This is a genomic window from Sutcliffiella halmapala, from assembly GCF_002019665.1.
GTDB classification, from domain to species: Bacteria; Bacillota; Bacilli; order Bacillales; family Bacillaceae_I; genus Sutcliffiella_A; species Sutcliffiella_A halmapala.
Genome location: NZ_KV917375.1, coordinates 2890867 through 2915045 on the forward strand (window position 1 = coordinate 2890867; position 24179 = coordinate 2915045).

22 protein-coding genes are annotated in these 24179 nt (G+C 36.9%); 2 read left to right on the top strand and 20 right to left on the bottom strand.

The window, feature by feature from the left end:
- The 13 genes from mraY to BK580_RS14325 form a co-directional block, all read right to left on the bottom strand.
- Positions 1–975: a phospho-N-acetylmuramoyl-pentapeptide-transferase gene (gene mraY / locus BK580_RS14265; RefSeq protein WP_078380985.1), complete on the bottom strand. Its 975-nt coding sequence runs from the start codon at positions 973–975 to the stop codon at positions 1–3.
- Positions 976–1381: 406 nt separating this feature from the next.
- Positions 1382–2851, bottom strand: coding sequence for a UDP-N-acetylmuramoyl-L-alanyl-D-glutamate--2,6-diaminopimelate ligase (locus BK580_RS14270; protein ID WP_078380986.1), 1470 nt, complete (start codon positions 2849–2851; stop codon positions 1382–1384).
- Between the two features lie 306 nt (positions 2852–3157).
- Complete coding sequence (locus BK580_RS14275) at positions 3158–5095, bottom strand: stage V sporulation protein D (protein ID WP_078380987.1); 1938 nt, start codon at positions 5093–5095, stop codon at positions 3158–3160.
- Positions 5096–5309: 214 nt separating this feature from the next.
- On the bottom strand, positions 5310–7526 hold the full coding sequence (locus tag BK580_RS14280; RefSeq protein ID WP_078380988.1) for a penicillin-binding protein: 2217 nt from the start codon (positions 7524–7526) through the stop codon (positions 5310–5312).
- 6 nt (positions 7527–7532) lie between these two features.
- Positions 7533–7892 carry a cell division protein FtsL gene (gene ftsL / locus BK580_RS14285; RefSeq protein ID WP_078380989.1) on the bottom strand — a complete coding sequence of 120 codons (360 nt, stop codon included), beginning with the start codon at positions 7890–7892 and terminating at the stop codon, positions 7533–7535.
- A gap of 45 nt (positions 7893–7937) precedes the next feature.
- Positions 7938–8879, bottom strand: coding sequence for a 16S rRNA (cytosine(1402)-N(4))-methyltransferase RsmH (rsmH, locus tag BK580_RS14290; protein ID WP_078380990.1), 942 nt, complete (start codon positions 8877–8879; stop codon positions 7938–7940).
- Positions 8880–9007: 128 nt separating this feature from the next.
- Positions 9008–9439, bottom strand: a complete 432-nt coding sequence (mraZ, locus tag BK580_RS14295) for a division/cell wall cluster transcriptional repressor MraZ (protein ID WP_078380991.1) — start codon at positions 9437–9439, stop codon at positions 9008–9010.
- A gap of 331 nt (positions 9440–9770) precedes the next feature.
- Complete coding sequence (bshC, locus tag BK580_RS14300) at positions 9771–11399, bottom strand: bacillithiol biosynthesis cysteine-adding enzyme BshC (RefSeq protein ID WP_169865011.1); 1629 nt, start codon at positions 11397–11399, stop codon at positions 9771–9773.
- Positions 11400–11511: 112 nt separating this feature from the next.
- Positions 11512–11901 carry a DUF3397 domain-containing protein gene (locus BK580_RS14305; RefSeq protein ID WP_078380993.1) on the bottom strand — a complete coding sequence of 130 codons (390 nt, stop codon included), beginning with the start codon at positions 11899–11901 and terminating at the stop codon, positions 11512–11514.
- A 71-nt stretch (positions 11902–11972) separates the two neighbouring features.
- A complete protein-coding gene (locus tag BK580_RS14310; protein ID WP_169865015.1) occupies positions 11973–12884 on the bottom strand; it encodes a 2-dehydropantoate 2-reductase in 912 nt (303 codons plus the stop codon).
- A 167-nt stretch (positions 12885–13051) separates the two neighbouring features.
- Positions 13052–14593, bottom strand: a complete 1542-nt coding sequence (locus BK580_RS14315) for an acyl-CoA carboxylase subunit beta (protein ID WP_078380995.1) — start codon at positions 14591–14593, stop codon at positions 13052–13054.
- Between the two features lie 34 nt (positions 14594–14627).
- Positions 14628–14840 (bottom strand): acetyl-CoA carboxylase biotin carboxyl carrier protein subunit, encoded by a 213-nt coding sequence (locus BK580_RS14320; RefSeq protein ID WP_078380996.1) that lies wholly within the window; start codon positions 14838–14840, stop codon positions 14628–14630.
- Between the two features lie 27 nt (positions 14841–14867).
- The gene (locus BK580_RS14325) at positions 14868–16223 is read right to left on the bottom strand and encodes an acetyl-CoA carboxylase biotin carboxylase subunit (RefSeq protein ID WP_078380997.1); all 1356 of its coding nucleotides are present in this window, start codon (positions 16221–16223) and stop codon (positions 14868–14870) included.
- Between the two features lie 347 nt (positions 16224–16570).
- Between BK580_RS14325 and BK580_RS14330 the strand changes: the two genes are divergently transcribed.
- Positions 16571–17077: an N-acetyltransferase gene (locus tag BK580_RS14330; RefSeq protein WP_078380998.1), complete on the top strand. Its 507-nt coding sequence runs from the start codon at positions 16571–16573 to the stop codon at positions 17075–17077.
- A gap of 80 nt (positions 17078–17157) precedes the next feature.
- Here BK580_RS14330 and BK580_RS14335 read toward each other — a convergent pair whose 3' ends face one another.
- The 5 genes from BK580_RS14335 to BK580_RS14360 form a co-directional block, all read right to left on the bottom strand.
- Positions 17158–17574 carry a thiol-disulfide oxidoreductase DCC family protein gene (locus tag BK580_RS14335; RefSeq protein ID WP_078380999.1) on the bottom strand — a complete coding sequence of 139 codons (417 nt, stop codon included), beginning with the start codon at positions 17572–17574 and terminating at the stop codon, positions 17158–17160.
- Between the two features lie 147 nt (positions 17575–17721).
- Positions 17722–18339 (bottom strand): RsfA family transcriptional regulator, encoded by a 618-nt coding sequence (locus tag BK580_RS14340; protein WP_078381000.1) that lies wholly within the window; start codon positions 18337–18339, stop codon positions 17722–17724.
- 92 nt (positions 18340–18431) lie between these two features.
- On the bottom strand, positions 18432–19220 hold the full coding sequence (locus BK580_RS14345) for an enoyl-CoA hydratase/isomerase family protein (protein ID WP_328589051.1): 789 nt from the start codon (positions 19218–19220) through the stop codon (positions 18432–18434).
- A gap of 479 nt (positions 19221–19699) precedes the next feature.
- On the bottom strand, positions 19700–19873 hold the full coding sequence (rpmF, locus tag BK580_RS14355) for a 50S ribosomal protein L32 (protein ID WP_078381002.1): 174 nt from the start codon (positions 19871–19873) through the stop codon (positions 19700–19702).
- Positions 19874–19917: 44 nt separating this feature from the next.
- The gene (locus tag BK580_RS14360) at positions 19918–20433 is read right to left on the bottom strand and encodes a YceD family protein (protein WP_078381003.1); all 516 of its coding nucleotides are present in this window, start codon (positions 20431–20433) and stop codon (positions 19918–19920) included.
- Between the two features lie 161 nt (positions 20434–20594).
- Here BK580_RS14360 and BK580_RS14365 point away from each other — a divergent pair, with 161 nt between their 5' ends.
- Entirely contained in the window at positions 20595–21839 is a 1245-nt protein-coding gene (locus BK580_RS14365) for a nucleotidyltransferase (RefSeq protein WP_078381004.1), read from the top strand.
- Between the two features lie 51 nt (positions 21840–21890).
- Here the strand turns inward: BK580_RS14365 and BK580_RS14370 are convergent, their stop codons facing one another.
- Positions 21891–22916: a SepM family pheromone-processing serine protease gene (locus BK580_RS14370; RefSeq protein WP_078381005.1), complete on the bottom strand. Its 1026-nt coding sequence runs from the start codon at positions 22914–22916 to the stop codon at positions 21891–21893.
- Positions 22906–23703: a patatin-like phospholipase family protein gene (locus BK580_RS14375; RefSeq protein WP_078381006.1), complete on the bottom strand. Its 798-nt coding sequence runs from the start codon at positions 23701–23703 to the stop codon at positions 22906–22908. Before BK580_RS14375 ends, BK580_RS14370 begins: the two co-directional genes overlap by 11 nt.
- Between the last annotated feature and the right edge of the window lie 476 nt (positions 23704–24179).

The window sequence follows — 24179 nt, forward strand, 5'->3', positions numbered from 1 at the left end:
TTAGATCCACACCTCTAAATAAATTCCTAACATTGCACATAATAATCCTACCGTCCAAAATGACACTACCACTCTCCACTCAGACCACCCTACTAATTCGTAATGATGATGCAGCGGACTCATCTTAAAGATTCTTCTTCCTGTTGTTTTAAAAGAAATAACTTGAATGATAACAGAAAGTGTTTCAAGTACAAATACTCCACCAATAATTATTAAGATGATTTCTAGTTTTAGCAGAACTGCTACCGTTGCAATAGCTCCACCCAACGCCAAGGATCCAGTATCCCCCATAAATACTTTAGCAGGATGAGCATTAAACACTAAGAACCCTAATAATGCGCCTACTACTGCCACTGAGAAAATAGATACTTCAAATTGTGATTGGTTCCAAGCAAGAATTGCAAAAGCACCGAAAGCAATTGCAGCTGTCCCGGATACAAGACCGTCTAAACCATCAGTTAAATTAACCGCATTGGAAAATCCAACCAACCAAAAAATAAGGAATAAACAATAGAAAAAACCTAGTTCAATCGAAATTGTGGTACCAGGAATAGATACCGCTGTTGAAAATTCAAATTGAATAAACACCAAATAAAAGATTACTGCAATGACAATTTGACCAATCAATTTCTGGAGAGATGTTAATCCCAAGTTTCGTTTTAACACCACTTTAATGAAATCATCCAAAAATCCTAATAGGCCGTATCCAACCGTAACAAAAAGTAAAAGATACGTTTCTACAGATGGATTTGCAAATTTACCTGTAATTACAAGTGTTGTGACAACAACAGAAAGTAAAATCATTAGTCCTCCCATTGTTGGGGTACCAGTTTTCTTCTGGTGAGACTGAGGCCCTTCCTCTCTAATGCTTTGACCAAATTTTAATCTCCGTAGGAAGGGAATAAAAATTGGTGATAATAGAACAGTGATTAAAAAAGACATAACGATCGCAAATAAAACAATTTGTTGTTGCATCGTTATTCCCTCCTCTCTTTTTATCTGATTAGAGGTATTTTCACCAAAAGCATTCAACAACATCTTTATAGTAATAGGTTTTGTAACAGATAGAATGATTCGTTCATCTACCAACTTCCATAAAATGCGGGATAATTGCCTTAGGCTTCATACACTTCTACAAGATATTTAATATTTTTTTACACTAGCTTTGAATATAGTTTTTTCTTCCAATTAAAAACTCGTGCCAAAAGTAAATTTTATCTGTTTTTGGAGCACATGCAAATACTTTTTTGGATGTTTTTTATTTTTCTTTTATTTTTGTAACTTTTTCATTACTTTTCATTCAATAAATGGGATTACAGGTGACTAATTACACAGTTAGTTAGGTAGATTGATTGACTGTTTCTCCCATTACCTAACTAGCTTATGAACGTTGCTTTAAATGTATGGCTTCAAGGGCAATTTTTCTATCATCAAATTCCAATACTTCATCCCCAATTAATTGGTATGTTTCATGACCTTTCCCGGCAATTAATACAACATCTCCGGGCTTCGCCTCAAGTACAGCCTTAAAAATTGCTTTGCGACGATCCTCCACGATTTCATATGAACGGTTTACTACACCTGATTCCATGTCTGAAAATATTTGCTTTGGATCTTCTGTTCGTGGGTTATCTGAAGTAAAAATAGCCTTAGTCGCATAATTCACCGCAACTTTTGACATAAGAGGTCGTTTCGACCGGTCCCGGTCTCCACCACACCCTACCACACAGAATATGTCGTGTTCTGCTAATTGCTTTGTTGTTTTCAATACATTTTCTAAGCTATCTGGAGTATGAGCATAATCAACGATAACAGTGAAATCTCGCGCCTCTTCTATCACTTCGAATCTACCGGGAACTCCCTTAATCTCTTCTACCACAGATACTATTGTCTCCATGGGTATATTAGAAACATAGGAAGAAGTAATTGCAGCTAATACATTATACACACTAAATTGACCAACTAATTTTAATTGTATAGATATTACCTTATCGTCATATACTAAATCGAAATTTGTTCCTTTGCCATTCATCACAATATTTTTAGCCATAATATCACTTGAGTTGTAAATGCCGTAAGTAATGACCTGTGCTGCTGTTGCCTGTGAGAAACAATGACTCGCTGGATCATCTGCATTAAGAACGGCAAATTTAGGTTTTTTAAGATTATAAGCATTACCTAGAGTTGAAAACAATAACGATTTTGCAAACTGATACTCTTCCATCGTTTTGTGATAGTCTAAATGATCTTGGGTAAGATTCGTAAAAACTGCTACATCAAAATCACAGCCGTATACCCTCCCCATGTGAAGTGCATGGGAGGAGACTTCCATCACTACAGTCTGCACTTCATGCTCCACCATTTGACTAAAGGATTCTTGGAGGGTAAGCGCATCAGGCGTCGTATTTTTGACTGGGTATGTTTGATTCCCAATTTTCATATAGATAGTGCCTATCATTCCCGTTTTTTGTTGATGTTTCTGGAAAATAGATTCAATGATATGAGTAGTCGTAGTTTTGCCATTTGTTCCAGTTATGCCGATGAGATGTAATTTCTGTGTAGGCTGGTTATAAAAAATATCCGCTAAAATGGCCATCGCTTTCTTGGTATCTGGAACTACTATTATCGGTACAGACACTTGTAAGGCTCTCTCTGCAATAATTGCCACTGCTCCATTACGAATCGCTTCAGCTACGTATCGATGACCATCTACCGTATACCCCTTAATGCAAAAGAATAAACTACCCTGCTTCGCTAGACGCGAATCCATTACAACAGACGTTATCTCTGGATCTAAGGCAGAGGAAACCTGATAACGGTGTAAGTATTGAATTAAACTCTGTAATCGCATAAGAAATCATTCCCCTCAACATAGAAAAGTGCAAGCGCCTTCTCAAAAAGGAAACCAGTATATTCTTTTGATGTGAAATCAAAGAATATTTTCCTTTATTGTTCGGCCCCGACAGTACCACACTTTTTAAATTTGCTCTTTCCTATTAAATTTAGTTTACGTAAGCGCTTTGGTTAGTTTACAAGAAAACATAGGAGTTACGAGGTTAAGTGAAAGTCTCTTCGGTAGAATTTTCATCCTATCTCCATTCTATCCTATTTAGGGAAAATAAACCAAGAGCCTTAAATTAGGCTCTCGTTTTTTTCACTAATTTTCATCACTTTTTTTCGTTCCAGACATATATACTCGAATAGTCGATCCTTCCTCTACCTTTGTTCCTGGTTGAGGTGCTTGTTGAACCACAGTGTCACCTTCACCACTTACATCAAGTTTTAATGTTACTAGTTGTTGAAGCAATTCTTTTTTAGACATTCCCTTTAAGTCTGGTACTTCTACAAGTGGGACATCTGGCCATTGTAACTTCTTTTCTATTTGTCCTTTTCTCTTCTCTACTCCAAGTACACTTAGGCTTTCCTCCATTATATTCCCAACAATTGGAGCTGCTACTACTCCACCAAATTGAACTGTTCCTTTAGGATTGTCTACCGCTAAATAAACAACAATTTGTGGATCATCTGCCGGAGCAAAACCAATAAAGGAAACTATATGGTTATTTTCTAAATAACGACCATTATTTACTTTTTGGGCTGTACCTGTTTTTCCACCTACACGGTATCCATCTACAAATGCATTTCTCCCAGTACCTTGTGCGACTACGCTTTCTAATGCATATCGAACTTGACTGGACGTTTCCTCTGAAATTACTCTTCTTTTTTCTACTGGTGTATTTCTAGACACAACATTCCCAGTTACAGGGTCTGTGAATTCTTTCGCGATATACGGGGTATACAATATTCCACCATTAACAGCTGCAGCAACTGCAGCTACTTGCTGAATCGGAGTGACCGATATACCTTGACCAAAAGCTGTTGTGGCTAACTCTACTGGTCCGACGTTTTCTGGTTTAAAAAGAATTCCTTTTCCTTCACCCTGTAAATCTATACCAGTTTTCTCACCGAATCCAAATGACTTTATATAATTAAAGAGAGTATTTGTCCCTAAACGTTGACCTAATTCGACAAAACCCGGGTTACAAGAGTTTTGTACGACTTCAAGAAAGGTTTGGTGACCATGTCCACCCTTTTTCCAACAACGGAGTCTAGCACCGGCAACTTCTGCTGCACCGCCATCATTGAATGTATCCTTAGTTAAGTTCACTTTGCTTTCTTCTAGGGCAGCTGCAAGGGTAATAATCTTAAACGTCGATCCAGGTTCATACGTACTCCAAACCGGAAGATTGCGATTATATATTTCAGGGGGTACATCTTGAAATTGTGCAGGATCAAAGTCTGGACGACTCGACATCGCAAGAATTTCTCCTGTATTCGGATCCATCGCAATGGCAATAATTCCATCTGGATTGTATAATTCATATGCCAAATCTAATTGATTCTCTACAATTGTTTGAACCTTAGAATCTATTGTTAACCTTAAATTATGGCCATCCACTGGCGCAACATATTCATCTGGAATATCAGGCATTCTGCGTCCCTTAGCATCTGAATAAAATTGCACATGTCCTTGTTGCCCTTTTAATTGTTTGTCATATTGTAGTTCTAGTCCCATTAAGCCTTGGTTATCTATCCCAGCAAATCCAAGAACATGAGCTAAATAGCTTCCAAAGGGATAATGCCTTTTTGAGTCTTCGGCAATATAAACCCCTTTTAAATCTAAAGCTCGTATCTCTTTCGCTTTTTCATGAGAAATTTTTCTTCCTTCAGGATTAATTTTTTCTTTTGAAGAATTTTTTGTAATTTGCCTGTACACCTTTTCCTTAGACATATTTAAAGTTGCAGCAAGTTTTTCAGCTGTATCGTTTGGATCTTTAATTTGTCGTGGTACAACAAAAACAGTAGGTGCACTCATATTTGTAGCGAGAGGAATCCCATTACGATCTTGGATTTCGCCACGCTCTGGTTCAAAAGGGATATCTCTACTCCAAGAGTCCTTTGCACGGTCCGTTAACATATTTCCGAGTGCAAATTGTACATACCCAAGTCTTAAGTCAATAATGCTAAATAGAAGTATACCTACAAGTAATACGATTGTTAGCCTTCTCCGTACCGTTACATGAGATACTCGCATAACACATGAACCTCCTTTAATATTCGTTGTAATATATGCTTGTACCAAGCTGGATAGAACTTCTTACCCTGACTTGAAAGGCTTTTATTATAGTACTTGAGAGGTGTGTACAGAAGAATGAATCCAAAGAATTACTTTTTATTGCAATCCGGATAATAATAAAAAAGGTTGTGTAAGAAGGAAAATCATTTCCTTCATACACAACCTAAAAACGTTAACTTACCGCATCTCTTTCCTCTTCTTCCTCATCCTCATTAACAGGAAGTGGACGATTAGATTTTAATTCAATGATAAGATGATCTTTTTTATTTATTACCTTGCCTGGTGCGATATTTTGTTTGTGAACATAGCCATTTCCAATAATATTGGGTTTGATCCCTAATAAATTGGTTAATTTTCTTACATCCCTTAAGCTCCAACCAGTCATATCTGGCATTGGCGGGTCTTTTTCTGTTAGTAACAATACGCGTTCCGCTTGTATAACAGATTGACCTGGTGCTGGAATTTGTTTTAATACTTTAGAACCCTTACCAAGCACGAAATAGTTCGGCGCTACCCCACTATCACCTGTTGACAAAGCACTTTCAACATTTTCCCCAACAAGATTTGGGACTTCCACACCTGTCTTTTTCTTAGATGTGTCTGTTGGTTGAGTCTCATCAGGCTGAATGCTTAAATATTGTAAGCTTCTACGCATTACAGAATTAAACACTCCAGAAACAGGACCAACTCCATTCTCATGCTGGGCAATTCTAGGCTTTTCTACTGCTACATACATGACGATTTCCGGATCATCAGCAGGAGCCATTCCTGTAATGGAATAAATGTATTCTCCATGACCACTAAGATAGCCTCCACCAGGCTTTGGAATTTGTGCGGTTCCTGTCTTTGCTGCAACCTCATATCCTTCGACAGCATACGGTCGACCTGTCCCAAATTCAGAACTAACTACTGATTCTAAGATTGATCTGACCTTCGTGGCTGTAGCCTTTGAAATAGGTTGTCCTTTTTCTTTTGGTTTGTTTTCGAGAACAACTTCATTCGTGTTTGGATCTACTATTTTATCAATTATATATGGCTGCATCATTTTCCCATCATTAGCTATTGCTGTTACTGCTTGAATTTGTTGAATTGGCGTAAATGCAGAACCTTGTCCAAAAGCAGTTGAAATTCGATCTCGATAGTAATGATAGTTAATGCTACTGGTTGCTTCATCTGGTAAGTCAATGCCTGTTGGCTTATCCATTCCAAACGCTTTAATGTATTCAAGTAATGTATCTGTTCCCATTCTATCAGCGAGCATCGCAAATACTACGTTAGATGAACGTTGAACTCCTTCGTCAAAGGAGATTAACCCCCAACCAGATTTGTTATGGTCACGCACTGGAATTGGGTCATTAGGGAGCATATAAGCCCCTGATTGATATAGCTCTGAACCGTTATAAACTCCTTCTTCGACAGCGGCGGCTAAAGAGAAAATTTTCATCGTTGATCCTGGTTCATAACGATAAGAAATAGCATCATTATTCCAATTATCTGTTAAACCTGCTCGCGTGTTTAGATCAAATGTAGGACGTGAACCCATTGCTAGAATTTGTCCCGTCTTCGGATCTGCCACAATAGCAATGATTTTTTCAGGTTGATAATTTAAGACAACTTCATTCATCGCTTCTTCTAAAAAGGTTTGTATTGTCTTATCTAACGTCAAATGTACATTTTTACCATTTATTGCTGGTACATAAGAGACATTTGAATCTTTTGGTAGAATTATTCCCTTATTATCCGTTTTTACCGTATAATTACCATCCTGCTCAATCAATTCCTCTTCTAACATTTTTTCTAAGCCTACAACGCCACCAAATTCCCCATCTTCATTTGGTCTTGCAAAACCAATAACATGGCTAGCAAATACCCCATTCCAATAAAAGCGCTTTTTATCTTGGATAAACGATATTCCAGGTAGCTGTAGCTCTTCAATTTCGTTTTTTACAGAAGGAGAAAGATCACGGCCAATTGCTCCAAATTCCACCTGTTTTCTTTCTTCCGTTGGAGTGAGAAAGGCTAATAATTCACTTTCATCCACTTCAAGGATTGGTGCTATTTTCCTTGCCGTTTCTTCTGGATCCACAACATGACGCTTTACTTTTTTAGTAGAAAGCGATTCATCTAACACGGCGACTAAACTAAAGGAAGGTGTATCTTCTGCAATCGGGTTTCCACTCCGATCAAAAATAGTTCCTCTTTGTGCTTCAATTTTCTTGTTTACATTATATTTTTTTTCTGCTTGTGAAGCCATATTATGTCCTTTTACTTCACCGGTCGCTTGTAAATAGAAAAAACGTCCTATTAATAGAAAAAAGAGCAACGCAAATATTACAAGTAAAAATGCGGCTCCCAAATGAATTCTCTTTTTATGAACAATATTTGACATAAGCAGTTAGTCCCGTACATTCTTCACGTTATTTTCGTTTAATGAAAGCCCTAGATTTTTCGCTTTTTCTAAGATGCGTTCATAGCTACTTTCTTCTGCAACTTGTAGCTCTAGTTCACGGTTTTTATTAATTTGGGAAGCAACTGTTCCTTCTAGAGTTTGTATTTCACTATTGACTTGATAAATTGACGTGTTATTTGACACAATTTGAATGGACCCAAATGCTAAAAATCCAATAAATAGATACCCTAACACTTTTTCCCCAAGCGTAATCTTGGCACGCTTTTTTATGACTTGGCTTTTCTTCGGAGCTTGTTGATGTCGTTCTTCGTGTTGTCTCTGAATTTTATGAGCTAAGTTACTCACTTCACTTCCCCCTATTCTATCAATTTTTTCGTTTTATGCCTTATCCTACATATCCTTTACCTTTTCAGCGATTCTAAGTTTCGCCGATCTAGCACGGTTGTTTTCCTCTAATTCTCTCTCACTTGGTAAGATAGGCTTCCTTGTCACTAGCTTTAGGATTGGTTCAAAGCCTTCTGGGATAATCGGTAAACCTGGAGGCAATTGTGGTAGCTGACTTTTCTCTTTGAAAGCAACTTTACACATTCTGTCCTCTAGTGAATGGAAAGTAATGACACTTACTCTTCCACCAGGCTTAAGTACATCGATTGCTTGATGAATCGCATCCTCAAAAACTCCTAATTCATCATTTACTGCAATACGGATTGCTTGGAAAACTCGTTTTGCTGGATGTCCTCCAGTACGCCTTGCAGGTGCAGGTATACCATCTTTAATAATTTCCACTAACTCTAATGTAGTTTCAATTGGTTTGTGCTTACGGTATTCTTCAATTTTCCTAGCGATTTGCTTGGAAAACTTCTCTTCTCCGTATTGAAAGAAAATACGAACTAACTTTTCATACGTCCAATCGTTTACAACATCATAAGCGCTTAATGGACTATTCGTATCCATTCTCATATCAAGTGGAGCCTCGTGGTGATAGCTAAACCCTCTCTCCGGGGTATCTAGCTGTGGAGAGGAAACACCTAAATCAAATAAGACGCCATCTACCTTTGTAATTCCTTGCTCGTACAATTTTTCTTTTAAAAATTTAAAATTACTTTTGATAAAAATGACACGATCCAAATAATTATGTAAAACGCTCTTAGCATGTTCCAACGCACTGTCATCCTGATCAAAAGCTATTAGCTTCCCCTTTTCTGAAAGCTGCTTTACAATCTCAGAACTATGTCCTGCTCCTCCTAGAGTGCAATCCACATAAATGCCATCTTCTTTAATGTTAAGACCTTCTACTGCTTCGTTTAAAAGTACTGTTACATGGTGAAACATCTTCCACCGCCTTTCTAGCTCTCGGCTGTTTCCATCTAGTTTGTTTTCCGTCACACTCTAATATTTTTCCAAGCTTCATTGCTTTTATCCATGTAGCTCTTGATCGTAGATAAGTAATTGAATCCCTTTTATAAGTCAAAGTCCACGAGGTTCTCTGCAATCTCTGCGAAGGAATCTTCTGAGTCTTCCACAAATGAATTCCAGTTTTCCTTGCTCCATATCTCTATTCGATTTGAAACCCCAATTACTACACATTCTTTTTCCAATTGGGCATATTGTACAAGTGGAGAGGAAATGTTTACCCTTCCTTGCTTATCCAATTCACACTCTGTCGCTCCAGAAAAGAAAAAACGTGTAAAAGCACGGGCATCTTTTTTTGTAAGTGGTAACTGTTTTAATTTATCTTCTACAGTTTTCCATTCAGATAGCGGGTAACCAAAAAGACATTTATCAAGTCCTCTTGTTAGAACGAAGGCTTCACCTAAATGATCACGAAATTTAGCTGGAACTATCATACGCCCTTTTATATCGATAGTATGATGATATTCCCCCATGAACATTCGGCTTCCCCACCTTTCCTCTACTTTGTACCACAATCCCCCACTAATCTCCACTTACTTTATTGTACTATTCTCTTCCCTAAAAGAAAATCCTTTAAGCCTAAAATTTTTTCGTTTTTCATCTTTTTACAACATTTTTTGACAAAAGGACGAAATTAGAACGAACTTGACTATATTTGGCTGTCAAAATACATATTCGGCTAAATTTTTTCATCAAAACAAGATTTACGACTACGATGTCAGATTGAATTGTCAGAAAATAAAAATTATTATTTTGATCAAAAAAGGCAAAAATAAAAAAGCAACGAGATTTTTCCGTTGCTTTTACATTTTATAAATAAATGATTTTATGTTTACCGTTATGTCGAAGAGGCATTTCACAAATCCTCTGCACTACATCCATCCCATATTCATTTAAATAATAGTAAATATTCCAAATCCGCTCTTGCGGCATACCTTTTGGAATAAGCGAAAGTTCCACACGATGATATTTTTTCATCATATTCTCATGTTTTTCATAAGCCGATCGCTCCATGAGACGTTTTATATATTGGAATTGCTTGTCAATCAACATCCGATTTTTCTCAAAAACAGGTTCTAAATGTGGCAATAAATCCTGGCCGACGCCCTTGAACTTGCCATGCAACTCTCGATACTTTTCATAGTGCAATTCAAGCTGACTCTCCATCGCACCTAGTTCTTGTTCTAATAGCCACGCTTTACGTTTTTCTTCTAAGCCATTGTTTAAGATGTCTTCCAAATCTTCCTCCAACTCTTCAATAGTTGAAGCGATATGCCGTTCAAGAAAGGTTAGACCGATTCGAGGCATAACAGGTGGCATTTCTATATCCATTACTTGAAATGCATTTTTCAGTTCTGCCCAATAGCTAATTTCTCCAGGTCCCCCGATAAATGCAAGTGTAGGAAATAAGCACTCTTCCATTAATGGCCTTGTAACCACATTATTAGAGAATTTCTCTGGAGAATCTTCTATTAATTTCATAAGCTGCACAAGAGTAAATGTAATTTTAGCATCCTTAGTAGTAGCTATTTGGTTCTCTTCATTCCAATAAAGAAGTTCTCGTTCTCCGTATTGGTGATAAAACAAATTCATCGATTCACGTTGAATTTCTAGCATCGGGGTAAACCCAAGTTCGATTAATTCATCTTGGCTATTTAAAACCTCTCTCGTTATCTGTTCATGTTTTACCAGCATTTGTTGAAAGTAAGAGGTTTCTAACTTACGTAACTCTAGGTCCGATGCGTTTACTAATATTAAACCAGTCCCTCTAAATAGTGTAGTGATAAGTTCAGCAAAAAAATCAACTACATTATTGGACGATTGTAGTGCTCGCTCAAGCATGCTCTTTATATCTTTCGTGTAAGCTGTTTCTCCATAGGAGTTTATCACCTTATCAAGCCATTCTTGAATTTCCACTTTATCGATAGGTAATTCGGATACCATTTTTTTACCGGCGGATTTCATATGTAAGGTTATTTTTTCAATCTCATTTTTTTGGGGGACATGAATATGGTTTATTTCATGATAGTCATGGTCTTCTCCTGCAATCCAAAAAACAGGGACGACTGGTACTTCGAGCATTTTTTCCTGTTCTTCTGCAAGCTTAATAATACTAATAATCTTTGAAATAGTATAAACAGGTCCTGTTAACAATCCTGCTTGCTGTCCACCTATTACTACCAAGGAGTCATGCTTGCGAAATCTCTCTATATTATGTAGTGTTTTTTCATCAGCTTGATATTTTTTATTGAAATTAATTAAATGGTCTGCTAGCTCTTCTCTTTTAAAGCTTCTATGTTTTAAAGCGTTTTTTCGTTGTTCAAAAGTATTTGTGGAAAATGGATTGTATGTAAAAAAGCGATGGATGCTTTCCTTTTCTGATAAATAAGCAGATGAAAACTTATTAATAGTAGGAAGCGATAATTCTACTATATTCATAAAGTACTTCCTTTCTAATCGATCAAATGTACACGTCTCCATGAGTATAGCATTGATTTCATTCGTTTCAAAAAAAATTGCTTCAAAAAAAGTTCAAAATAGGTCCAAGCTTTTACACAAGCGATTCATAGACTCTTTTTATCATTCCAAATAAAGCAAGGCAAAAATAGGCAGAAAAAAAGAGTAAAAAATTAAAACGCCAAAAACCTTTAATTACACGTTTAAACTGTATTTCTTGCTTTATCTTATAATGCGTGATAACCATAATTGATGCAATCGCAACAAGAACCACCCAAATTATCCATAGGAAAGACTGATTCCAAATGATGATAACTAAGAAATGCACTGCCAAAATGAAGAAAAAGGTAGAAAAATCAATCGCAACATGAAAAGACCTTTTATTATTTTTCGTCATAAGCCTTGCAAAAACATAGAACATAAACATAGCAAAAATAGGGACCGTCACAATGGTCGCAAAAAAGCCTGCAAATATACTTGACATGATTATTCTACCTCTCTTCACTAACCTATAATATTTTTTCTATGGATGTGTATGTATTTCTAAGAGGATTTTTAAAATTTTCGATTATTACTTTCAAGGCCTTTTATAGATTTATAAAGAAATTCTGTAAGTGGCACGTTTATCCCTTTTTGTTGTGCAAGAAAAATAATGTAGCCTAAAATAGCATCCACCTCTGTCTCCCTAGCTTGTTCTAAATCTCGCTGCATAGAGGACCAGTTTTCAGCTGTTTTTTGACAAATATTCTGGATGTGTTCCCACATCTTGATTTTAGATTCTTCAGGGACTAGAAAAGCTATTTCATCGTATAAGGATTTCATCGTTTCTTGAAAGGAGGGATTGCTAAGTAATACTCCATTTTTCACATTATAGAGTGACGTTAACGGATTGATTATCGCATTAACTATTAGTTTTTCTTTTAGCATATTTTCAAAGTTTAAACATATTTGTATAGGAAAATTCCCTGAAAGTTCTTGCTTCCATTTTTCTATGAATAAAGAATCGGTAGATGCACCACTGTACCCTGCTATTTTAGTGCTCCCTTTGCCAGTCCATTTTACGGTAACATCGTCCTCTTTTTTCACCCCATGCTCCACAACGCCTAGAATCACCTGACTGCTAGTTATATTTTTCACTAACTCTAGGTGTGCCATCCCATTTTGTAGAAATAGAATGGTTTGATGGTCTCGGAGATTTAGCAAGGACGACATAATATCATCCAATGCATATTGTTTCACCGCAACAACAATAACATCCTCTATGAGCGTGTCTTCTTTATGTAAGAGCTTCACAGACACACTTCGCTCTCCTAGTACTTGATTATTATCTAGTAATCTTATTGCTTTTTCTTGAAGCTGTACTAATTGGTCTGTTCTTCTTACATAAATAGTTACTGGAAAAGCAGCTGAAAATTGGTATGCGTAGAAAAGTCCTATTGCACCAGCTCCTATAATTCCAATTCGCATTTGCATCTCCTCACTTTTACCTATTTCTTCTTATTGTACCAATATATACGAAAATTTGTACTAATAAAAATGAAAAAAACTAGGTGCAAACAAGTTATTTTTTATCATTCCTAGACAATCAAAAGAGGGCTGACCCTTTGAAAGAAAGTCAGCCCATCAATACTTATTTAAACAGGATACACTGGATGTTTTCGATGACTAAAGGTCATTTGCTTACTTGAGTAGTGTGCAAAACGACTTATTAATACATTACGTAAGTCTTGTGCAGGTACAATATCATCAACAATTAGCTCGGAAGCTAACTTATAAATATCAATATGCTCCTTGTATTCTTGATGCTTTTCTTGCACATATGCTAGCCTTTCTTTCGGATCCTCAATTTCATTAATTTTATTAGAATATACTGCATTGACAGCTGCTTCTGGTCCCATAACTGCAATTTGAGCTGTCGGTAGTGCAATGCAACAATCTGGTTCAAATGCTGGACCAGCCATGGCATATAAGCCGGCTCCGTATGCTTTTCTCACCACAACCGAAATCTTCGGTACCGTTGCAGAGCTCATGGCAGCAATTAACTTCGCACCATGACGAATAATTCCTGCTCGCTCAACTTTCGTACCAATCATAAATCCAGGCACATCCGCGAGGAAAAGGAGTGGTATGTGATAAGCATCGCAAAGCTGAATAAATTTAGCCCCTTTATCCGCTGAGTCTACAAATAAAACTCCACCTTTTACCTTAGGTTGGTTGGCGATTATTCCAACTACTTTTCCATCAATACGAGCTAGACCAGTAACCAACTCAGGAGCAAACAGCTTCTTAATTTCAAAGAAGCTATTCGCATCAATTAATCGATCAATCGCTTCATACATATCGAACGGAGCATTTTGGTTTAACGGAATAATGTCCGTCAAAGATCTTCCTTCTTTCGGACTTACCGCATCTACTTCTTTGGTTTTGTTTTGGTAGCTACTAGGAAAATAGCTAAGATAGTTACGAGCTTGTTGGATTGCTTCTTCTTCAGTTGCAGCTAAGACATCCCCACATCCACTTACAGAGCAGTGCATTCTTGCTCCACCCATTTCTTCCAATGTAACCTTCTCACCAATTACTTTTTCGGCCATGCGCGGAGACCCTAAGTACATGGAAGCATTCCCGTCTACCATCACCACGATATCACAAAATGCCGGAATATAGGCCCCACCAGCTGCTGATGGTCCAAAAAGTAAACAAATTTGTGGAACCATCCCAGAAAGCTTTACTTGATTGTAAAAGATTTTTCCTGCTCCACGACGATTAGGGAACATATCTAACTGATCGGTAATTCTAGCCCCTGCTGAGTCAACTAAATAAAGAATCGGGACCAGTAGCTTTTCCGCTGTTTCTTGAATGCGAATGATTTTCTCTACAGTTCTAGCTCCCCAGGATCCTGCTTTTACAGTAGAATCATTTGCCATCACACAGACGGTTTGTCCATTTATTTTCCCAATCGCAGTCACTACTCCATCAGCTGGCAAACCCTGTGCTTTATTATTTGCGAACATTCCATCTTCATCATATTGACCATTATCAAATAATAATGCTAAGCGGTCACGGACAAACATTTTATTTTGTTCTTTTAATTTTTCGTGGTATTTTTCACTTCCACCACTTTTTATCTTGTCTACCGTTTGCTGAAACTGTTGATCTAGATCATTTATTTTAATCATGACGATCCTCCATTTTCATTCTTCGTTGTATTTTTTATTCTAATTCTAAAAGCACATCTCCATCGTTTACAAAATCACCTTCTGCAATGGAAAGAGATGCAACCTTTCCATCTATTGCTACTTCAATTGGAATTTCCATTTTCATTGATTCTAATATAATGACCGTTTGTCCTGCAGTGACATCGTCTCCAGCACTCACCAAAACTTTCCAAACTGTACCTGCCATCGATGCTTCAATCTTTTTCATTATGATTTCCTCCTAAGATTCATGATGTTATAGTAATTGATTTTTTGTAATCGGCTCCATATTCTGAATAAAGCCTGTGTGGTAATTCCCTGCTTGAAACTCTTCCGTTTCCAACACATGGCGCAAAAATGGAAGATTAGTTTTTATCCCAGTCACTAAAGCCTTAGCTAAATATTGTTTTGCTCTCGCTATTGTTTGCTCTCTTGTTTCATCGGTGATTATTATTTTCGCTATCATCGGATCATAAAATGGAGTCACTTTTAGATCCGGGCCATACCCACTATCAATTCGAACTCCTTCTTCTTCTGGTAAATGCCAAGTAGTAATTTGTCCTGGAGATGGAAAGAAAGTGACAGGATCTTCTGCATAAAGTCTTAACTCAATGGAATGTCCGTTACTTATGATTTCCTCTTGCGTTAATGGTAAAGCATTCCCTTTAGATACAAGGAGCTGCCACTCCACTAAATCTAATCCTGTTATTGATTCCGTTACGGGATGCTCCACTTGCAATCGCGTATTCATTTCTAGAAAATAAAAGTTTTCCTGCTCATCCATAATAAATTCAACAGTCCCTGCGTTAACATACTGAACTGTTTTCGCAGCCTTGACTGCTGCCTCACAAATCTTCATTCTTGCTTCATCACTAATTGCAGGGCTCTGTGCCTCTTCTATCACTTTTTGATTTCGTCTTTGAACAGAGCAATTTCTTTCATACATATGTACAACATTGCCATGAGCATCGCCAAAGATTTGAACTTCAATATGCTTGGCGTTACCTACATATTTTTCAATAAACATATCTTCATTTTTAAAGTAGGCTTTTGCTCTTTTTTTCGTTTGCTCAAATGTATTTTCGATATCCTGTATAGTTTCGCAGCGATGCATGCCAATTCCACCGCCACCACCGCTAGCTTTCAACATAACAGGAAACCCCATTTCTTCTGCTAATTGGCAAGCTTCCTCTAATGATTCGAGCGGCCGCTCAGATCCAGGGACAACAGGGACTCCAGCTTGAATCATCGCTCTCCTTGAAGAAAGTTTATCTCCCATTAGTTTAATAACTTCTACTGAAGGACCAATAAATACGAGGCCAGCTTTTTGTAGAGCCTCTGAGAACTCACCATTTTCAGATAAAAAACCATAGCCAGGGTGAACCGCATCGACGTTTTCTTCTTTCGCTATCTCAAGCAATCTTTCAATATTTAAGTAAGATTTCTGCGGAGGTGGCTCTCCTATATGCCTTGCATGTGTTGCTAATTGAACATATGGTAGATCCTTATCAGCTTCGGAATAAACTGCAACGGTCTCGATTCCCAACCGATTACATGTTCGAATAATACGTTCTGCTATTTCCCCTCGATTGGCAATTAATATCTTTTGCATGGAGCTATCCCCTTTCTTATCAACATTCACTAGTTCCTTGTTGCTAGCACTAACCAACATGAAAAAACTCACACTTCATTTTTATACGAAAGATTAGGCAATTATTAACCTTTATCAATTTAACTCTTCACTTACAGAGCATAAAGCACCTAATCATTACTATTACTTCTACATAATACTTTCATTTCCTTCTTTTTTTGCAAACGCTTTCTAAAATTATTGCAGAATTTTTTGTTTTTTTGTTATATAATTATAATGAAAAGAATCCACTTATCGTAATAAGATAATAGAAAGCGCTTTATTGTAATATGCTAATCAAGCGCAGAGAGCCATGAGGGGGAAAAGGAATGACAGTAAAAAAATTATCAATTAACTATAAAACTTTAGAAGAATTTAAACAATTTAGAGAATATGGGATTCAGGAGTTATCGATGCTTGAGGATCTTCAAGATAATATGATTGAAAATGACAGTGAATCACCTTTTTACGGCATTTATTTTGGCGAAAAATTAGTAGCACGCATGAGCTTATATAGAGTACAAAAAGAATTAGATAAATATTTCGAACCACAGCAGGACTATTTAGAGCTTTGGAAGTTAGAAGTGTTAACTGCCTACCAACGTAAAGGTTTTGGTAAAGAATTGGTGGAATTCGCTAAAGGATTTGGTTTGCCAATCAAAACAAATCCTCGAATTAAATCTGCCGACTTCTGGAATCATTTAGGCTTCACTTCTGTCAATTACGATGTAAATCGCGACCTTGGGGAGAACCCATTAGTATGGTATCCAAAAGGCGTTTCCGCACAAGCACGACCACAATCAAGTACATCCGATCTAACAGATACTACCGAATAAATGAAAGAGGAACCAGTCAAGTAATAGCTGACCGGTTCCTCCTTTTTTATTCATTCTAAATGGACAATTTCTTTTTATTTTTATAGGAAGCGCTTTTTCATATCTGGGCTTGGAATCATACATTCATCTTTTTTCCCAAACCATTTGTAGCGATTTTTTGCGATGTAACCATAAATGAGGTCTCTTAACGGCTTTGGAACGATTATGAGAGGGTAGAAGAACTTCCATGCTCCACCAAGGTTCTTCAACACTTTTAATCCAGCAGAAGATTTTGTGTAATAGTTGTCTCCATCGATAAAATAAAAGCTATCAAAATCATTTAATGGAAGATCAAGATTTTTTAATATACTTTGCCCTACTTCTGATTGTAAAGACGCAAATTTAAAGACTGCTTTCTTATCATGCTTAATAACAAACATAACTAACGAATTACACATATTACATACTCCGTCAAATAATAAAATAGGCTGAGAAGGTTTTTCTTTTTTGCTTACCATAGTAAACCCTCGCTTTATATAGGTATGCAACTATTATACCTCTACTTGTTAATATAGTAGAGGTTTTATGCTCAACATTTCAAAAAGAAAGGGTTACTATTTAATCGAAAAAGACCACTTTCACAAGTGGCCTTTTAATGAAATCAGCTATTTTTCAACTCTTTCTAGGTTACCATTACGGTCCATCTGAAATTTTACTTTTTTGTTTTTTTCATCATCTTGGAGAACCACCATTTTACGTGCTCTTTCCATAATTTCGATAAGCGCACGGTAATCCTCTTCTACAAGATTCATAGATGTTTCTAGCTCGATCTTTGCTTCAGCTAGTAATTGTACTTCTCCTTCTAGCTTTTCTACTTTTCTCTTTAGTGTATAGTTTTCATCTTTAAGCTTCGTATATTCATTTTCCAGTTGTTCTAAATGATTAAGATAACTAATGACAGCTGAGATGGTCAGGTTATCGGTTGCATATAACTTATTGTTTATACTATTATAGTCTGTTTCTGCATGATCAGGAAGTTTTATAGCATGTTCCTTTTTGAGTTCCTTACGCTGTTTCTTTGCAAGTTCTATTCCTGATTTATACTGTTTTCTAACATATGAATTCCATCTAAATCCACAAGCAGCTGAAGTACGTGTAAGCTTTTTCCCAACTTCCTCAAAGGCTGTTAATTGCGTTCCACCATCTCTAATATATCGCAACACCACTTCCGCCAACAATAAATCTTCATCTTGAGTCCAAGCATCTTGACGAACGGTAGACATAGGCTATCCCCCTTACACACTTTTTTATCATATACATATGCAAGTAGTAGAAAAGATAGACTATTTGAGTGATTAAAAAGGACGGGACTACCTTATTTTTTCTTTCTTTTTAGGAAATCTGCGACTGCATCATGATGTTCATCTTGTTCCCAAAGAATCGAACATTGTGTCACTTCAGCTAGCATCCTATCCTTTAAATTAGTATGATCCCATTTTGCGATTAATGCTTTTTTATAACTCCGTAAAACATTAGCAGATGAAATTATATATTGATCGATATCTGAATTAGAGGAAGCTTCATCTTCATGTTTTTGTATAATCTTTTGAATAAAGCCTAATTCTTTTGCCTCTTCCGCAGTGTAGATTGCACTTGAAGAAAGCATTTTTAATGCATTAGGGCCCGTTGCCTTTTCAAAGAGCATACTTGCGCCGCCCCAACCTGTAGTGATGCCGAGTTTCCCTTGAATAAATCCTACTTTTGCATGAGGAACCGCCAAGCGGAAATCGCACGCAGCTGCAATTTCACAACCTCCTCCGACAGCCGTACCATTTATAAGCGCAAAAGTGGGCATTGGAATGGTCATGAGTGAATATAAAATATTAGCCATTTTAGAGAGCATGCTGAACGCTTCTTCTTTTGTATGTAGGGCATGAAAGACGGAAAGGTCTCCTCCTGAACAAAAGGAATGGTCGCCAGTTCCGGTTATCACGAATGCCCGAATTGATGTATCATTTTTGGCATTAGCAATTGCTTTTTTTAGTTCATTCATTACATCATAATCAACTGCGTTTCTTTTATCAGGTCGGTTGATTTTAAACCAAAATAGATTATTTTCGTCTTTATAGGTAATTATTTTTTGTGAATGGTTATTATGCATCATTTTAGGAGCCACCTTTTTGTATGTATTTAACACTTATTTTAAATGAATAGGTAGGGATATTTGTTGATTTTAACAAAAAACCACCCTGAAAATAAGTAGGTTGGCTGTTAAACTCCCTGTAGATCTCCGTTGCAAGTGTTCGCTTTCCGCGGGGCGCCTGTGGAGCCTCCTCGGCTTTTGCCTGCGTGGTCTCCACAAAACGCAACTTCCCGCAGGAGTCTCACACCTTCCACTTCAATCTACAGGGGAGACGAGAAAACTTAACTTTCCTCTTTTTCATCAACCATTGGGCAATTTTTCTTTGTATTCCATGGGTGTCTACCCTGAGCATATAAGGTGACCTCCTTGAAAACCCTGTTAATTTCCGTGCCAAGTGTTGGCTTTACATAGGACGTTCTCGGGGTAGTTTGAAATCAAGGATTAATTTTAATGAATTCAACAAAAAAAGCACAAGGTAATATACCTTTGTGCTTTTTTCATTATTTATTTACTACTTCTTTTCCTTTGTAGGTACCGCAGCTTGAGCATACACGGTGTGATAATTTCATTTCACCGCAGCTTGGGCATTCTACCATACCAGGAACTTGTAGTTTAAAGTGTGTACGACGCTTTCTCTTCACAGTTTTAGACGTTCTTCTAAAAGGTACAGCCATTCTTCCCACCTCCTTAAAACGAGTAACATTTGGTAATTATACCTTTACTCTTGGTCCTTCTCAAAAAACTTAGCCAGTCCGGCAAGTCTAGGATCAACCTTGTTTTCTTGATCCTTTTCTGAAACGACGCCCCAGTCTTTACCAGACTGTGGTGCTGCCTCTTCCATATTAGGAGAGTCACTGAAAATTTGCAACGGTATTTCTGCAAGTATTGCTTCATGAATTATTGGTAATAATTCTATCACATCACCTTGCACCATATGCAATTCTTCTTCATCGCTTTCATATTCTGCAGGCTGAAATAAGAATGTTTCAGTTGTTTTTATAGTAAAAGGATAGTTCACATCAACCAATGTACGTGAACAAGGTAAAACCATACTACCTTCCAAAGTTAAATGGAATGTAGCACTTTTAGAACTTAAATCAGCTTTACCAGTTACGTGAACTGGATCAATAGATCGAATTTCACTATTTGTCGTAATATCATTTACATCAACTGTTTCATCGATTTCTAAACCCTTATGTTGTAACTGATTTAACTGGAATAATGTCCATTTCAACAAGATATTCACCTCAAGGCAACAAAAGTAATTATAGCTTTCGCAAGATTATTTGTCAATATTTTTTCTTTACACTATAATTATAGACATAATCGTTTATTTTGAACAAGTGCCTAATAAAAAATAGCGATAAAATTCTATATATAAAAAGGGGCCCAAAAATGAGATCTTTAGGTGTAATTGTAGAATATAACCCTTTTCATAATGGACATATGTTTCATTTAGAACAATCCAAGCAAACAACAGAAGCAGATGTTGTCATCGCTGTGATGAGTGGGCAATTTCTGCAGCGTGGAGAACCCGCTCTTGTATCTAAATGGACAAGAACAAAGATGGCGTTAGTAAATGGCATTGACATAGTCGTTGAACTACCATATGCATTTGCCACACAAAAAGCAGAAATATTTGCAAGCGGCTCTATTTCTATCTTGTCTGGTTTAAATTGCGATACAGTATGTTTTGGTAGCGAACAAGGTAATATACAAGATTTCGAAAACACTGTGGCGCTTATGAAGGCTAAAAAAAACGACTATGATCACCTTGTACAAAAATATAGTCAACAAGGATATAGTTTTCCGAAGGCATCATCGCTTGCTTTTAAAGAACTAACTCAGACGGAGCAGGTTCTAGATTTAACACAACCAAATAATATTCTTGGTTATCATTATGTAAAAGCCATACATGAGCAGGAAAGTTCCCTTCAAGCCTTTACAGTCGAGAGAACAAATGCTGGCTATCATGACCCAAAATTCAATGATACGTCTATCGCAAGTGCAACAAGTATTCGCAAAGCTTTGTTTGAGAATAACGGAAACATAGAGAAGGTACAACACTATGTACCAGAAGGAACGTATCAGTTATTATCTCATTATCAAAAGAGCGCAAGTGGCTTCCATTGTTGGGAAGATTACTTTAAGCTTCTCAAGTACCGGGTATTATGCAGTACTCCTTCTGACCTCGCAGAAATTTATGAGGTGGAAGAAGGACTAGAATACAGATTACAACAAAGTATGAAAGAAAGCAAAACTTTTCAAGAATTTATGACTTTGCTAAAAACAAAACGTTATACCTGGACAAGACTGCAAAGGATGTGTACGCATCTCTTAACCAATACAAAAAAAGAAATAATGGTGAGTACCTCCGCTAACAAAAAAAGTGAATATATTAGGTTACTAGGTATGTCACAAAAGGGCCAAGCTTATTTAAAACAGATAAAAAAGGATGTTGGTTTACCTTTACTTTCAAAAGTTTCTTCCATGGATAATAAAATGTTAGATATGGATATTCGTGCGACTAATACATACGCGATGAAGTTTGCAGAGCCAGCACGTAGTGAATGGATGCAACTGGAATACACTAGGCCTCCAATTAGGTACGACGAGGAAGCTTTAAAGTTTCTGAACTAACAACACCCCACAAAGCCTATTAAAATGGCCTTGTGGGGTGTTTAGGTTAGGTTAATTTGATTTTCGTTCCAACTTTTCTAAGTATTCTATTGCATCATCGAACGTGTTAACTGGAACAATTTTCATATCGGTTTTAATATCTTTTGCTGCATCAACGGCTTCATTGTAGTTAGAATTTTCCGCTCCATTTTCATATGGTGCCAAAAATATATCCACCCCTGCATTGTCAGCAGCAAGTACTTTTTGTGAGATTCCACCGATTCGACCAACTTCGCCTTTTTCATTTATTGCACCAGTGCCAGCAATTTTAAATCCTTTTGAAATGTCTTCTTCTACTAGTTGATTGTATATTTCAAGAGAAAACATTAATCCTGCTGATGGACCACCTATCTGTGCTGTATTTATCGTAATCGCTGGATTTGTTGTAATTTCATAATCAGTCAATAAACTAATGCCCACTCCAGGAAATCCGGGTTTTTCTGGATGCTCAGCAAGTGTTATTTTAGTTTTTTCTTCTTGATCGTTACGGTCGTATGTAACCTCGATTGTTTCTCCAATTTCCTTAACACTTACTTGTTCCATAAAGCTTTCTGCAGTAGGTGTTTCTTCTCCATTGATATGGGTTATTCGATCACCAATTGTTAGTTTATTTTCAGCAGGCATACCTTCAAGAACCTTAAAGACATACACACCTTTTGAAATTAATTCCACTTCTTTATTGGCTTTCTCATAAGCAACTTTAATTGCCGTTTCCTTAGAGCTTTCCATCATATGTAACTGACGGTAAGAATACTCTTCATCAGTTTCATTTTCACCTCGTATTTGAGCGATTGGGTAAATATATTGATAATCACTTAATTTAGCAAATGCATACGTAAAAACATTGGCTTTCCCCATTTTTACGGTAGTTAACATAAAGCTTCCTTCATCTGTATTCCCGCCCTCAACTGAGACCAATGGGCCTAATTCCTGCGCATCACCTGGTCTTGTTACATAGTAAGGTAACGTAAAAAAATTCAATACAACTGCGATAACGACCCCAATAATTAGTGAATTTAAGTAATATTTATTTTTCATCTAGTTGCTTCCCCTTCCACTCCTCTATCGACTTTCGAATTAGAGGTATCTGCCTTTTTGTCTCTTCTTCCCCTATTCGAATTATTTCATCAATATTCGTAAACGCTCGTGAGCTATAATGAGCTACTGGTGGACGGATCATCACATCTGCTTCCAATTCACTGCGTTTTACTAATTCATTCTGCATGATGTCAATCGTCTGTAAAATAACATCAAAAATGGAATCAATCGGCTCATTCGTTTTTACATGTGAGACATCTATCGCAATAACGATATCTGCCCCCATCTCCTTTGCTACACTTGCAGGAACTCGATCTACAACGCCACCATCGACAAGTAATCGACCATTCAGCTTTTCCGGAACAAATATGCCTGGAATAGAAATACTTGCTCTCACAGCATCGGCAATAGACCCTGTCGTTAAGACAACCTTCTCCGCCTTCTCGAGATCTGTTGTAACAATAGAAAGTGGAATAGATAAATCTTCGATGTTTTTATTCTGAGTAAACATTCTGAAAAGATCTTTCACACGATTTCCGCTAACAAACCCCATTTTAGGGACAGTAAAATCCAAATAGTATTTCCGTTTAAATGCTGTAGCAATTTTGTACAAACGTTCCATATCATGTCCCATAGCATAAAAACTACCAACTAAGGCACCCATACTACTCCCAGCTATTAAATCAACAGGAATGTTTTCTTCTTGTAATACTTTTAGCACACCGAGATGGGCAAACCCTCTTGCGCCACCGGATCCCAGTGCGACTCCAATTTTTGGTCCTTTCAAGTCATCACCTCTAGCTTGTTAAAAACCACCTGTAAATCAATAAGAAATCTACTCGTCTTCCTTACATCATACGCTTATCCTTTATTTAACGTGAACAAACTGTTAAGACTTAGGTCAATTTTTGTTCTAAATCTCTACCCTAAACACGTATATTGAAAGGTAAGATGGACAAACCTTTTTACCTTTCTAATTGGGTTTGACTTTCTTAAATTGATTTTAGTCTTTTTAATGAGTGAGATTTAGCATGTAACTTTAGATTGAGGCAACTTTCGATAAAAAAATACTTTTTTCCAAAAATCGATAGGATTAATAACTTAATGATAACCCAAAAGCAACAATATAAAAAAGCTTATGTAATTATTAATATTCTAACAAAAACACTCTCATTCTTGTACTAAAAAGAAAAGCGAAACGACTCGTGTTCGCTAGGCACTAATTTTTCAATATCTAGACCAATTTCTTTATCAACATAAGAT